This is a genomic window from Hydrogenophaga taeniospiralis, assembly GCF_020510445.1.
In the GTDB taxonomy this organism is placed as follows: Bacteria; Pseudomonadota; Gammaproteobacteria; order Burkholderiales; family Burkholderiaceae_C; genus Hydrogenophaga.
This window is the reverse complement of sequence record NZ_JAHBAG010000001.1, coordinates 3,595,857-3,608,078: the sequence shown is the minus strand read 5'-3', so window position 1 is coordinate 3,608,078 and position 12,222 is coordinate 3,595,857. Positions and strand designations below refer to the sequence as shown.

General features: G+C 67.0%; 13 protein-coding genes. 12 read left to right on the top strand and 1 reads right to left on the bottom strand.

Annotated features, from left to right (window positions below; genetic code table 11):
- Positions 1-5 precede the first annotated feature (5 nt).
- The 12 genes from KIH07_RS17335 (at position 6) to gspG (ending at position 10,831) form a co-directional block, all read left to right on the top strand.
- Positions 6-596: a type II secretion system protein N gene (locus KIH07_RS17335; protein WP_226493159.1), complete on the top strand. Its 591-nt coding sequence runs from the start codon at positions 6-8 to the stop codon at positions 594-596.
- Positions 593-2,779 (top strand): type II secretion system secretin GspD, encoded by a 2,187-nt coding sequence (gspD, locus tag KIH07_RS17330; protein WP_226493158.1) that lies wholly within the window; start codon positions 593-595, stop codon positions 2,777-2,779. Before KIH07_RS17335 ends, gspD begins: the two co-directional genes overlap by 4 nt.
- Positions 2,780-2,782: 3 nt before the next feature.
- The gene (gene gspE, locus KIH07_RS17325; protein ID WP_226493157.1) at positions 2,783-4,261 is read left to right on the top strand and encodes a type II secretion system ATPase GspE; all 1,479 of its coding nucleotides are present in this window, start codon (positions 2,783-2,785) and stop codon (positions 4,259-4,261) included.
- The gene (gene gspF / locus KIH07_RS17320; protein WP_226493156.1) at positions 4,258-5,463 is read left to right on the top strand and encodes a type II secretion system inner membrane protein GspF; all 1,206 of its coding nucleotides are present in this window, start codon (positions 4,258-4,260) and stop codon (positions 5,461-5,463) included. The genes gspE and gspF overlap by 4 nt, the downstream gene beginning before the upstream one ends.
- 110 nt (positions 5,464-5,573) lie before the next feature.
- Positions 5,574-6,047, top strand: coding sequence for a prepilin-type N-terminal cleavage/methylation domain-containing protein (locus KIH07_RS17315; RefSeq protein WP_226493155.1), 474 nt, complete (start codon positions 5,574-5,576; stop codon positions 6,045-6,047).
- Positions 6,048-6,482 carry a type II secretion system protein GspI gene (locus KIH07_RS17310; RefSeq protein ID WP_226493154.1) on the top strand — a complete coding sequence of 145 codons (435 nt, stop codon included), beginning with the start codon at positions 6,048-6,050 and terminating at the stop codon, positions 6,480-6,482.
- Positions 6,479-7,075 carry a type II secretion system protein GspJ gene (locus tag KIH07_RS17305; protein ID WP_413465761.1) on the top strand — a complete coding sequence of 199 codons (597 nt, stop codon included), beginning with the start codon at positions 6,479-6,481 and terminating at the stop codon, positions 7,073-7,075. Before KIH07_RS17310 ends, KIH07_RS17305 begins: the two co-directional genes overlap by 4 nt.
- Entirely contained in the window at positions 7,072-7,947 is an 876-nt protein-coding gene (gene gspK, locus KIH07_RS17300) for a type II secretion system minor pseudopilin GspK (RefSeq protein WP_226493152.1), read from the top strand. The genes KIH07_RS17305 and gspK overlap by 4 nt, the downstream gene beginning before the upstream one ends.
- Entirely contained in the window at positions 7,944-9,143 is a 1,200-nt protein-coding gene (locus KIH07_RS17295) for a type II secretion system protein GspL (protein ID WP_226493151.1), read from the top strand. The genes gspK and KIH07_RS17295 overlap by 4 nt, the downstream gene beginning before the upstream one ends.
- A complete protein-coding gene (gene gspM / locus KIH07_RS17290; RefSeq protein ID WP_226493150.1) occupies positions 9,140-9,631 on the top strand; it encodes a type II secretion system protein GspM in 492 nt (163 codons plus the stop codon). The genes KIH07_RS17295 and gspM overlap by 4 nt, the downstream gene beginning before the upstream one ends.
- A complete protein-coding gene (gspN, locus tag KIH07_RS17285; RefSeq protein ID WP_226493149.1) occupies positions 9,628-10,389 on the top strand; it encodes a type II secretion system protein N in 762 nt (253 codons plus the stop codon). The genes gspM and gspN overlap by 4 nt, the downstream gene beginning before the upstream one ends.
- Before the next feature lie 16 nt (positions 10,390-10,405).
- A complete protein-coding gene (gene gspG / locus KIH07_RS17280; protein ID WP_226493148.1) occupies positions 10,406-10,831 on the top strand; it encodes a type II secretion system major pseudopilin GspG in 426 nt (141 codons plus the stop codon).
- Between the two features lie 357 nt (positions 10,832-11,188).
- Here gspG and KIH07_RS17275 read toward each other — a convergent pair whose 3' ends face one another.
- Positions 11,189-12,202 carry an alpha/beta hydrolase gene (locus tag KIH07_RS17275; RefSeq protein WP_226493147.1) on the bottom strand — a complete coding sequence of 338 codons (1,014 nt, stop codon included), beginning with the start codon at positions 12,200-12,202 and terminating at the stop codon, positions 11,189-11,191.
- Between the last annotated feature and the right edge of the window lie 20 nt (positions 12,203-12,222).

Genomic DNA, 12,222 nt, shown 5'->3' with positions numbered 1-12,222 from the left:
TTTGAATGCACTGGAATTTTCATGGCCTCCTCCGGTTGCATGGTCGGCTGGGTTGGTCTCCCCATGACGGCTTGTCGTGGGCGGTGCAAGGCCTGGCCTGCATGGCCGTGGCCTGGATCCTTGCCCAATCTGTCTGGTGGCTGGCAACGCCTGGCGGCACGGTTCTGCCAGCCAAAGCATCGTCCACACTGTTGGAGCAGAGCCATCGTGTGACGGCGCGCCACTTTTTCGACGTGGAAGCTGCGCAGCAGCCCGCCAGCGACGATGGCGAAAACGCACCTCCCGGCGGCATTGATCCCCGCTGGCGATTGCTGGGCACGTATGTGAACGCCGGCGGTGGCAGCCGCGCCTTGCTCGCCCTGGAAGGCAGTGCCGAGGTGGTGGTTGCCCAGATCGGGGACCAACTGCCGTCCGGCCACACCGTGGTGGATGTGCTGTCTGAACGTATCGTGCTGGACAAAAACGCACAGCGCGGCGAGTTGACTCTGAGGCCTGCGGCCCAAGACGGGCGAGGGCAGGAGCCGCCCGGGAACCCCTTCGGGTTTTCCCCTCCGCCGCCAGAGGGGGCAGCCCCGTTTAACAAGGATTCCCGATGAATTTTCGCAAGTTGCTTTGTGGCGCAGGCCTGGGTTTGTGGTGTCTGAGCGCGCTGGCCAACGACGATGCGGTCACGCTCAATCTGGCCAACGCAGAGATATCGGGGGTGTTGAAATTCGCCTCCGAGCTCACCGGCAAGATGTTCATCCTGGACCCGAAGGTCAAGGGCAATGTGAACGTGGTGTCGGCGGCGCCCATGCCGCGCTCGCTGGTGTACCCCACCCTGGTCGCCGCTCTGAGGCTGCAGGGGTTTGCCGCGGTGGACGATGGCAAGGTGGTGCGCATCCTGCCGGAGGCCGACGCGCGTCAGCAGTCCGTGGGCCTGGGTCCGGGGGACGGCCTGTCGGGGCGCGACACCATCACGACGCGGATGTTCCAGTTGAAGTACGAGGCGGCCCAGGCCGTGGGGGCGGCGATCAAGCCTTTGCTGAACAACGCCGCCACCGTCGTCGCCTCCACGGCCAACAACACGCTGGTGGTCACCGACTATGCGCAGAACCTGAAACGGCTGGAGGTGGTGCTGGGGGCCATCGACGTGCCGGGCATGGGCCTTCCGGCGATGGTGCCCCTGAGCTACGCCACGGCTACCGAGCTGGCCCCCATCATCCAGAACCTGATGACCGATGGCCCGGCACAGCCAGGCGCTGGCTCAGGCGCAGCCGCGGCGGGCGGCGCTTCGGCGGGCAACGCGGTGGCGGGTGACGGGTTTGCCGTGTACGCCGAGCCGCACAGCAACAGCCTGCTGATCCGCAGCAGTTCGCCGGGCAAGCTGCTGCGGGCGCAACAGCTCATCAAGCAGGTGGACCGCCCGGAGGCCGGCGGCAACATCGAGGTGATCTACCTGAAGAACGCGGTGGCCAGCGAGGTGGCGCAGATGCTGCGGGCGGTTCTGTCCGCCGACCAGAGCACCGCCAAGGCGGCGGGTTCCTTGTCGGGGGAGAGCAACGCCAGCTCGGCGCTGAGCGCGAACCGACAGTCTGGCCTGACCTCCGGTGGCAACACGGGGGGCAACACCTCCTCCGCTGCGGGCGCCTCGGGCGCCAGCAGCAGCGGCGGTGGCGGTGGCTGGCAAACCGCCGGTGGGCTGGTGCAGGGCAGCTACGTCCAGGCGGACGTGGCCAACAACGCCATCCTGATCAGTGCGCCCAACATCGTGATCGAGCGGCTGCGCAAGGTCATCCGGCAGATGGATCTGCGCCGCGCTCAGGTCTATGTGGAGGCCCTGATTGCGGAGGTGAGCAGCGACACGGCGGCGCAGTTCGGCTTCCAGTGGCAGGCCCTGGGCGGCCTGGACAAAGCGGTTGACGGCACCCGCTTGGTGGGCGGCACCAGTTTCCCCGCCGCCAATACCGGCATCCTGAACATGGCCAAGACCCCGACGGGGGCCGGGGCGGGCCTGAGCCTGGGTGTGGCCAACGGGACCATCACCCTGCCCAATGGAGACATCATCACCAACCTGCTGGCCCTGGCCACGTTTCTGGAGACCTCCAACAGCGGCAACATCCTGTCCACACCCAACCTGATGACGCTGGACAACCAGGAGGCGCAGATCATGATCGGGCAGGACGTCCCGATCGTCACCGGCAGCTATTCGTCGACCGCGTCGTCGGCCACGGTCACGCCGTTCCAGACCTTCGATCGGCGCAAGGTGGGGCTGTCCCTGCGCATCCTGCCCCAGGTGTCCGAAGGGGGCATGGTCCGCATGAAGATCATCCAGGAGGCCTCTTCCGTGGTGCCGAGCTCGCTGAGCAACGCCTCGGGCCCGACCATCAACACCCGCACCATTGAAACGGCGGTGCAGGTGCAGGACGGCGGCCTGATCGTGCTGGGCGGCCTGTTGCAGGACAGCCTGAGCGACGTGGAAAACAAGGTGCCCGGTCTGGGCGACGTGCCGCTGCTCGGCGGCTTGTTCCGCCACACCAGCAAGGCGCGCACCAAGACCAACCTGCTGGTGTTCATCCGCCCCAAGACCTTGCGCTCCGCCGAGGCGGATGCAGCCCTGTCCATGGACCGGTACGCCTACATCCAGGGGTTGCAGAAGGCGGCCAATGAGGCGGTCAAACAGGAAGCCGGCCCCTTGCTGAGCCCGATGGGCCTGAAAACCAGTACCTCGCTCAGCACGGTGCCCGCGCAAGCCGCCCCCGCGGCGGAGCCCGCCGCGCCCATGACCGAGTCGAGGTAGCCGATGGCGGCACTGACTGCGTTGGCCGCTGGCCGCATTCCGTACCTGTTCGCGCGTCGCCATGGGGTGCTGCTGCATCCCGCCGAGGGCGGCGATCCGGTGCTGTGGGTGTGCAAAGGCACCCCCGTGGCGGCCCTGGCCGAAGTCCGCCGCGCGGTGGGGCCGCAGGTGCCGGTGCGGGTGGTGCCCGACGACGAGTTCTCCCAGGCGTTGACCTCGGTGTACGCCGATGGCGCGGACAGCGCCGCGTCCATCGTGGACACCGCGGGCCAGGAGGTGAACCTGGACCAACTGGTCAACGACCTGCCACCGGTGGAAGACCTGCTGGCCAGCGATGGCGACGCGCCGGTGATCCGCCTGATCAACGCACTGATCGCCCAGGCTGTGCGCGAGGGCGCGTCGGACATCCACATCGAGCCCGAGGAGCAGCGCACCGTGGTGCGCATGCGCCGCGACGGCGAGCTGGTGGAGGTGCTGGCGCCCCACCGCGCGCTGCACGCGGCCATGTCCTCGCGCATCAAGATCCTGGCGCAGCTGGACATTGCCGAAAAGCGGTTGCCGCAAGACGGCCGCATCGCCATCCGGCTGGCGGGCAAGACGGTGGACGTGCGGGTGTCCACGGTGCCCACGTCGCACGGCGAGCGGGTGGTGATGCGCCTGCTGGACAAGGACCCCAAGCGCATGGACCTGGCCGTGCTGGGCATGGCGCCCGACACGCTGGCCAGCTTTGACACCGCCATCCACGCGCCGCACGGCATCGTGCTGGTGACCGGCCCCACCGGTTCGGGCAAGACCACCACGCTCTACGGAGCGTTGATGCGCATGAACTCGCGCAACCGCAACATCATGACGGTGGAAGACCCGGTCGAATACGACCTGGCGGGCATCGGGCAGGTGCAGATCCATTCGCGCATCGACATGACGTTTGCGCGCGCCTTGCGTGCCCTGCTGCGGCAAGACCCGGACGTGGTGATGATCGGCGAGATCCGCGACCTGGAAACCGCGCAGATCGCCATCCAGGCCAGCCTGACGGGCCACCTGGTGCTGGCCACGGTGCACACCAACGACTCGGTCAGTGCCATCACCCGACTGGTGGACATGGGGGTGGAGCCGTTCCTGCTGGCGTCCAGCCTGATCGGGGTGCTGGCGCAGCGCCTGGTGCGCCAGTTGTGCCCGCATTGCAAGGAGCCTGATCCGGTGTACGCGGATGCCGTCAGCGAAGAGCAGGGCCGCCCATTCCGGCCGCGCGGCTGCCCGGCGTGCCGGGGCACCGGCTATTCGGGGCGGTTGGGCATTTACGAATGGTTGAGCATGGACGACCGGCTGCGCCGCCTGGTCCATGACGGCGCGGGCGAGCACGTGCTGCGCGACAGCGCGCGTGAGCACAATGGATTGCGCCTGCTGCAGGAAGACGGGCAGCGCTGGGTGCGCGCGGGCGTGACTTCGGTCGATGAGCTGATGCGCGTGGCTGGGGACCGATGAAAACCTTCCGCTATCAGGCCATCGATGCGTCCGGGGCCCGGGTCGAGGGTTCCCAGGAGGCCGACAGCGCCGCCCAGCTGCGCACCAGCCTGCGGGAAAAGGGGCTGCTGCCGGTGTCGGTGGACGAGGCCAGCGCCCACGCGTCCGCGGCCAGCGGACGCCGTGGCCGCATTCCGCCGCGCGCCTTGTTTCTGCTGACGCAGCAATGGGCATCGCTGTTGCGGGCCGGGCTGAACGTGGACGCTTCGCTGGTCACGCTGGCCGGTCAGGTGGACAAGCCCGCGCATGGCTTGATCATCAACGCGGTGCGCAACGAGGTCCGCGCGGGCCAGAGCCTGGCCAGCGCCTTGTCCATGCACCCGCGCACTTTTCCGCCGCTGTACATCGCCCTGATCAAGGCCGGCGAGACGGCGGGCGAGCTCAGCGAGGTGATGTCGCGCCTAGCCGATTACCTGGCCGAGAGCCAGTCGCTCCGCAGCAAGACGCTGGAGGCCATGATCTACCCGCTGGTCATGCTGGTGGTGGCCCTGACCGTGGTGGGCGTGCTGCTGGCCTATGTGGTCCCGCAGGTGGTGACGGTGTTTGAAAACCAGCGCCAAACCCTGCCGCTGCTCACCCGCGCTTTGCTGAGCGTGAGCAGCGGCGTGCGCGACTTCGGGGGCTACGCCCTGGGCCTGGCGCTGCTGGCCGGCCTGTGGTGGCGCAACGCCATGAAGACCTACGGCTTCCGGCGCGCGGTGGACGTGCGGCTGCTGCGGGTCCCCGTGCTGGGCAAGCTGCTGCGCAGTGCCGACACCGCGCGGTTTGCCAGCACCCTGGCCATTCTGGTGCGCAGCGGCGTGCCGCTGCTGCTGGCCCTGGAGGCGGGCAAGGCCTTGCTGGAGCGCCTGCCGCTCAAGGAGATCGTGGCCGCGGCGCTCCAGGAGGTGAACGCTGGCAAGGGCCTGAGCCGGGCGCTGCGACACAAGGACGGTTTTCCGCCGCTGCTGATCAACCTGATCGCCAGCGGCGAGCAAAGCGGGCAACTGGCCGAGATGCTGGCCCAGGCCGCCCGGCTGGAGCAGCTGTCGCTGGAACACGACGTGGCCATCCTGATCCGGCTGCTGGAGCCGCTGATGATCCTGGTGATGGGCGGCATGGTCCTGATGATCGTTCTGGCCATCCTGCAGCCCATCTTCAACATCAACCAGGTGCTGATGTGAAGCACCCCCTGCGGCGCTTCGCGCCTTCCCCCTCTCTCGCTTCGCGGGAGGGGGACGCCATCTGCGGCCCGGCCAAGCCGGTTCCGCGATGGCACGGGTCTGCCCCTTCCATGAACCAGCGCGGTTTCACGCTGATCGAGCTGCTGGTGGTGGTGGTCATCCTGGGGGTGATGCTGGCCATGGCGATGCCCGATACCCGCAGCGCGGCGGCGGTGCAGCGGCAGGTTTCCACGGAGAAGTTCGTGGCCACCCTGGAAGCGGCCATGTTCGCCAGCGTGATCGGCGGCCAGCACCTGCGAATGGTGTCCGACGGACGCCGCTACCACTTCGAGAAGCGCCAGACCGATGGCACTTGGCTTCGCCCCAACGATGCTGCCGCGCTGCGGGCGGGCCAACTGGCCGACGATGTCCGCATCGAACAGGCCTGGGTGGACAACAAGGCGTTGCAGCCGCCGCTGCGCATCGAGTTCATCGGGGCCACGCCACCGCTGCTGCGCATCCGGTTGCGCGACGGGCAGCGGCTGGTCCGGCTCGACACCACGGCTTCGGGCGCGGTGGTGCAAACGGTGGAGCCAGGGCACTGAATGCGACACCGAAGCTTGAACCGTACCGGGTCGTCTGGCGGCCCCAGAGGCGTCCAGGGCATCAGTCTGCTGGAGGTGCTGGTGGCCTTGCTGGTGCTCAGCATCGGCCTGATCGCGGCTGTGCGGGCCACGGGGCTGACGGCGGCCAACGCCTTGCGCCTGCGCACCCAGATGTGTGCCGACTGGGTGGGGCAGAACCGGCTCGAACTGCACCATGCGCGCGCCAGCTGGCTGGAGGTGGGCATACGGCCCGCGCAGGCCGAACGCCAGTGCGGGCAGGATTTTGTCGTCGTCGAAGAGGTGAGCGAAACACCCAGCCCGCTGGCGCGCAAGATGGACGTGCATGTGTCGCTGAAAGACGACCCGACGGCGAAGGTGGTGGTGCAGGGCTACCTGACCAACCAGGTCAGTCCACGGCCGGGAGAGCCCTTTTGACGGCCCGGCCCGGCACCCGAAGAACGACCCGAGGCATGACGCTGCTGGAAGTCATGGTCGCCATGGCCTTGCTGGCCGTGCTGGGCGTCATGGCCAGCAAGGGCTTGGCGCAGGTCATCCGGGCCCGCGACGTGGTGTACGACGAGCAGGCGCGCTGGCGCGGCATCGCCATGGCCTGGGCTCGCGTGGGGGAGGACGTCACCACCACCGTCGATGGCCTGCCCATGGAGGTTCCCCAGACCCGCTGGCAGGGCCAGGGCGCCACGGCCCACTGGGCCGTCTGGGGTGCGGCGGGCAGTGTGCTGCCGGTCCAGTACACCTTGCGCGGTGGCTCGCTGGTGCGCACGCTGGGGGCCGATCTGTCCCGTGCGCGGGACGCCGCGCCGGGCACGGGCCAGGCCGAGGCCCAGGGGCTGGAAACGCCGCTGCTCGGCGGCGTGCGGGCCATGACCGTGTCTTTCCTGGACGGCCAGGGCGAATGGCACGACCGCTGGCCGCTCGAAGGCACGCCCTATGCCCGGCCCCATGCCTTGCGCATGGTCCTGGCGTTGGAAGACGGGCGCGACGTCACACGGATCTATGCCTTGCCATGAGCATCCGCGCCCCGGCCTCTCCCCGTCGTCAGCAAGGCGTTGCCTTGCTGATGGCGCTGCTGCTGGTGGCGGTGGTCACCGTGCTGGCGTCGGCCATTCTCTGGCGTGTCGATATCTGGGTCACGCAGGTGAAGGTGCTGCGCGAGGCGCGCCAGGCGCACCGGCTGGTGATGGGGGGCGTGGACTGGGCCCGTTCGGTCCTGTACGAACGCCAGCACCAGCGCATCCGCAAGGACTACCTGGGCGAGGCCTGGTCCACCCGGGTGCCCCCCATCCCGGTGGCCGGGGGCGAGATCAGCGGCCAGATGTTTGACGAACAATCCCGCTTCAACATGGCCTGGCTGCTGGCGGGCGACCCCTACGCCTGGGAGCAGTACGAACGCCTGTTGCGGGCACTGGAGCTGCCGCCCGCGCTGGCGGGCGCCCTGAAATCGAAACTGTCCGGGAAGGTGTCGGAGCGCGTGCGCTACATGGGCCCCGCCAGCCTGGAAGGCGTTCCCGGCTACACCCCGGAAGTGATCGAAAAACTGGGCAAGTACATCACCCTGCTGCCCAACGCCCATTCAAAACTGAACGTGAACACCGCCCCGCTGGAGCTGATCTACGCCATCGTGCCCGGCCTCAGTTTCGAGCAGGCCAAAGCGATTTTTGACCGGCGCGCCGCAGCGCCCTTCAACCACACGCCCGACTTCTACACCTTGCTCAGTGGTGAGGTCCGAGATGCCTTCCGGACCGATTCCATTTCGGTCCGCAGCGATTTCTTCAGGGTGGAAGTGCACGCCACCTTCGAGCAGGGGCGGGCTTCTGCGGTCGCCCTGCTGAAGCGAAAACCCGGGGCCTGGCCCGATGTTGTTTGGATGAAGCGCCCATGAGTCGAACTCTGTATCTCTATACCGATGCGGGCTGGCCGCATCAACACCTGGACTGTCCTTGGAGCCTGGTCGAAGGGGAGCGCCTCGTCAGCTCCGGACGAGATGTGCCCAGGCGGTGGCCCCAGGCCACCGAGCACGTCGCCATCCTGTCCCCGGAGCAACTGGTCTACCACCCGGTGAAACTGCCCCCGGGGGTGAGCTGGAAAGACGCCACGGCGGTTGCCATGGCGCTGGAAGACCGGCTGATGGACGACCTGGGCCGCGTGGTCGTGATTCCGCTGCGCCAACAGGGCAAAGAGCATGGCGAAGAGGTGGTCTGCTGCACCTTGCAGCGCCAGCGGCTGGAGCAACTGCTGGCCAGCATGCGCGAGCTGGGCCGACCGCTGGTGCGCGTGGAGTCGCTGGCCGAAAAGCTGCCTGCCGCCCCGGGCGAATGGCGGATTTTCCAGAACGAAGACGGCCAGCTGTGGCTGCACGATGGCAGGGTGGCCCTGGAGCTGGACATGCCCGTCGACGGCGCGCTTCCCGTGGCGCTGGCCTTGCACCGGGCGCAAGCCCCGGGCCAGCCACCGGCGCGCGTGGTGCTGCACGGCGTGGAGCCCACGCTGTTCGAGGGGCTGGAAGGCGAGTGGGGGATTCCCGTCCAGCGCGCGGCGGCGCTGGACTGGCGCAGCACTTTGTCGCAGCCCAGCCCCAACCTGCTGGTGGGCGACTGGATGCCCCGGCGCAAGCTCCTGTCCGAGCCTGCGTTCAGGACCGCGCTGCTCGTGATCGCGGTCTGCGTGGCCTTCCAGATGCTGGCGGCCTTGGCGGGTCTGGGCCACACCTGGTGGTCTATTCGTCAGGTTAGAGGCGAGCAACTGGCCTTCTGGCAGGAGGTGAGCGGCAGCGCCGACCAGACCGACAAACCCGCCCGCCAGTTGCACCAGATGTGGCAGGCCGCGCGTGCGCGCGTGGGCGAGTCGCGGCCGGACGAATTCGTGCCGGTGCTGGCCGCGCTGGCGCAACAGCTGGCCCAGGCCCGGCTGGAGAGCCTGGACTATGAGCAGGGCCGCCTGATTCTGGTCTGGAGCGGCACCCAGCAGGACGCCAGCGCCCTGGAGGCCGGCATGCTGCAGCGCGGCTACACCGCCATCACCCAATCGGTCAACAACGGCATCGTCACCACGGCGCTGGTGGCCAAGGAACAACCATGAACCAACTGCAATCCTGGTGGAAGGGCTTGTCCCAGCGAGATCAGCGCCTGTTCGCGGTCTGGCTGGCCGGCATGGCCGTGGCGGCGCTGGTCTGGTCCTGGTCCGCGTTGGCGGCGGCCCAGGATCGGGCCCAGACCCAACTGGCGACCGAATGGAAAGTCCTGGGCAACATGCGCGTTCAGGCCGACGAATGGCAGCAGCTCAGACAACGGCCTGCGGCGGGCGGCAACGTAAGAGGCGTCAATGTGACGGCGGTGACCGATTCCATTGCCAAATTTGGCCTGTCCCCCGAGATCCTTCAGACCCTGGACACCGAGAACCAGGTGGCCCTGCAGGGCATGGTTCCGTTTGACAAGTGGGTGGAATGGGTGGCCTTCGCGCAGAAAGACATGCGCCTGATCGTGCAGAAGGCCAAAGCCACTCGGACCGACTTGCCGGGCATGGTCGAAATCCAGGCCTTGCTGGAACTGGGAAAGGACGAGCGGTGAAGCGTCTCCATCTGATCGCCATCACGGGCCTGTTGACCCTGGTGTTCATCGTGTGGCAGGCACCGGCCAGCCTCATCGGCCTGGCGCTGCAACAGGCTTCCCACCACACGTGGGACCTGGCCGACGCCAACGGCACGCTCTGGAACGGGCGCGGGGTGATCACGACGGGCCAGCGGGACAAGGACCCGCGTCCGGTGTCCCTGCCGCCCATGGGCTGGAAACTGGTCGGCTTCCAGGAGGGCGGCCTGCTGTTCCAGATGCAGGCCCATGGGCAAGCCATCGGCCATCTGCAGGTGGGCCTGGGTGGATGGAGGACCCAGCTGCGCGAGCTCGGCCTGGAAGCCCGGGACCTCACTCCCGTGTTGCCTGGCTTGCTGAGCAAGGGCGACTGGCAGGGATTCTTGAACTTTCACCAGATGTCGGCACAGGGCAGTTGGCGCTCCGTCCAGACCGCCGAGGTGGACGTGGAATGGCTCCATGCGGCGACCGGTCTGATTCCCCAGGGTGAGCTGGGCTCGTTTGTGTTGAAGGGCCACACGGAAAATGCCGGCGTGAGTTTCTCGATCACCAGCCAGGACGGCCCCCTGGTGATTGCCGGCCAGGGCAGCCACTCCCGCCAGCAAGGGTTTCAATTCACCGGCGAGCTCACCGACAACGCCGGTCTGGCCAGCCAGTTCCCGGGGTTTCTCAGCGCCTACCTGCAACCCGCCGGGGCCCCCAACCGTTACACCCTGCACATCTCTCAACTGGATCTTTGAACAAGGACCGATTCACATGCCACGCATCCACAAAAGCAGCGGTTTCACGCTGATCGAAATTCTGGTCGTCATCACCATCCTGGGCATTCTTGGCGCACTCGTGATTCCTAAAATCATGGACCGCCCCAACGATGCGCGGGTGGCTGCCGCCAAACAGCAAGTGGCCGACATCGTGCAGGCCCTGAATCTGTACAAGCTGGACTCCGGGGCCTACCCCAGCTCCAGCCAGGGCCTGGTGGCATTGGCTCAGAAGCCCAGCAGCGGCAAGATTCCGACCAACTGGCGCCCCTACATGGACAAGATCCCCAAGGACGCGTGGGGCAACGAACTGCAGTACCGCGCCCCGGGCCTGCACGGTGAAATCGACGTCTTCAGCCTGGGGGCCGACGGAGAAACCGGGGGTGAGGGTTACAACGCGGACATTGGCAGCTGGATGGATTGACGGGCTTCGTGAAGTTCCATGCAATTCCGCATGGAGTCAGTTTCGGGCTGAAATGGGTCGCCGTTCTTAAAATGCGCACGGAAATGCCTCGCCCCAGGATGAGAAAAATCCAATGAAGACAATAACTTAAGCCTGTTTCTGCGGTTTTTTACATGAACCCCTGCCGACCCTCTGAAAAGGGTCTCATGTGGGGGCAATCCACCGCACTTAAGCGGCCCGCTTGTATGGCAGGCGTTTCCAGACCAATATCTTAAGACCCATAAACTGGAGTCGTTGTCATCGAAACCGGCAAACTTCCAGTCACCGTCCAAGGGCAGAGGCTGGCCCGACCGTCGCTGATCGGGCCAGCACAGGCCCTTAACGCAGGCGCAGCTTCAGCTCTTCGCCGGCCTGGTGCAGCGCGGCGCGCGTGGTCGGCAGATCGGACAGCACGTTGAGCAGGCCGAAGTCGTGGATCATGCCGTTGTAGCGGGTCGCGACGACGTTCACGCCGGCAGCATCCAGCTTGCGTGCATAGGCTTCACCCTCGTCACGCAGCACATCCTTCTCCGCGGTCTGCACCAGGGTGGGCGGCAGGCCTTTGAGCTGCTCCGGCGTGGCCAGCAGCGGCGAGGTGTAGATCTCCTGGCGCTGCTTGGGGTCGGTGGTGTAGGCGTCCCAGAACCACTTCATTAAACCCTTGGTCAGGAAGTGGTCGTTGGCGAATTCGTTGTACGACGCGTTCTCGAGGTTGGCGTGGGTGACGGGCCAGAACAGCACCTGCGAACGCAGCGCCGGTGTGCCCTTGGCCTTGGCCATCAGCGCCACCACCGTGGCCATGTTGCCGCCCACGCTGTTGCCCGCGATGGCCAGCCGCTTGCCGTCCACATTGATCTGTGCGCCGTTCTCGGCCACCCACTTGGTCGCGGCGTAGATCTCGTTGATGGCGACCGGGTAACGTGCCTCGGGCGACGGCGTGTAGTTCACGAACACGCCCACCGCGCCGGAATCGGCCACCAGGTCGCGGACAAAGCGCTCGTGGGTCGGGAAGTCGCCCAGGATCCAGCCGCCGCCGTGCACGAAGATGAATGCAGGCAGCACGCCCTTGACGCCGGCCGGCCGCACGATGTTGAGCACGATCTGCTTGCCGTCGACGGTGATGGTCTTCTCGCTCACGTCGGCGGCGGGCAGCTTGGCGCCCTTTTGCGCGCCGACGAGCACCTGGCGTGCATCGGCAGGCGACAGCGTTTCAAGCGGTTGGCCGCCGCCCTTGGCCAGCGCTTCGAGGAAGGCCTGGGTGTTGCGTTCGACACCGGGGCTGCCGGCGGCGAAGCTCATTTGGGCGGCCAGGGCGATGGCGGTGGCAGCGGCGAATTTGACTTTGCGGTTCATGGTGATTTCCTTGGGATGGC

What these genes read in the sequence shown, in the direction of transcription:
- gspD (WP_226493158.1), top strand. Translation starts at nt 593, where the DNA reads ATGAATTTTCGCAAGTTGCTTTGTGGCGCAGGCCTGGGTTTGTGGTGT.
- gspF (WP_226493156.1), top strand. Translation starts at nt 4,258, where the DNA reads ATGAAAACCTTCCGCTATCAGGCCATCGATGCGTCCGGGGCCCGGGTC.
- gspE (WP_226493157.1), top strand. Translation starts at nt 2,783, where the DNA reads ATGGCGGCACTGACTGCGTTGGCCGCTGGCCGCATTCCGTACCTGTTC.
- KIH07_RS17335 (WP_226493159.1), top strand. Translation starts at nt 6, where the DNA reads ATGCACTGGAATTTTCATGGCCTCCTCCGGTTGCATGGTCGGCTGGGT.
- KIH07_RS17315 (WP_226493155.1), top strand. Translation starts at nt 5,574, where the DNA reads ATGAACCAGCGCGGTTTCACGCTGATCGAGCTGCTGGTGGTGGTGGTC.
- KIH07_RS17295 (WP_226493151.1), top strand. Translation starts at nt 7,944, where the DNA reads ATGAGTCGAACTCTGTATCTCTATACCGATGCGGGCTGGCCGCATCAA.
- KIH07_RS17310 (WP_226493154.1), top strand. Translation starts at nt 6,048, where the DNA reads ATGCGACACCGAAGCTTGAACCGTACCGGGTCGTCTGGCGGCCCCAGA.
- gspK (WP_226493152.1), top strand. Translation starts at nt 7,072, where the DNA reads ATGAGCATCCGCGCCCCGGCCTCTCCCCGTCGTCAGCAAGGCGTTGCC.
- gspM (WP_226493150.1), top strand. Translation starts at nt 9,140, where the DNA reads ATGAACCAACTGCAATCCTGGTGGAAGGGCTTGTCCCAGCGAGATCAG.
- KIH07_RS17275 (WP_226493147.1), bottom strand. Translation starts at nt 12,202, where the DNA reads ATGAACCGCAAAGTCAAATTCGCCGCTGCCACCGCCATCGCCCTGGCC.
- gspG (WP_226493148.1), top strand. Translation starts at nt 10,406, where the DNA reads ATGCCACGCATCCACAAAAGCAGCGGTTTCACGCTGATCGAAATTCTG.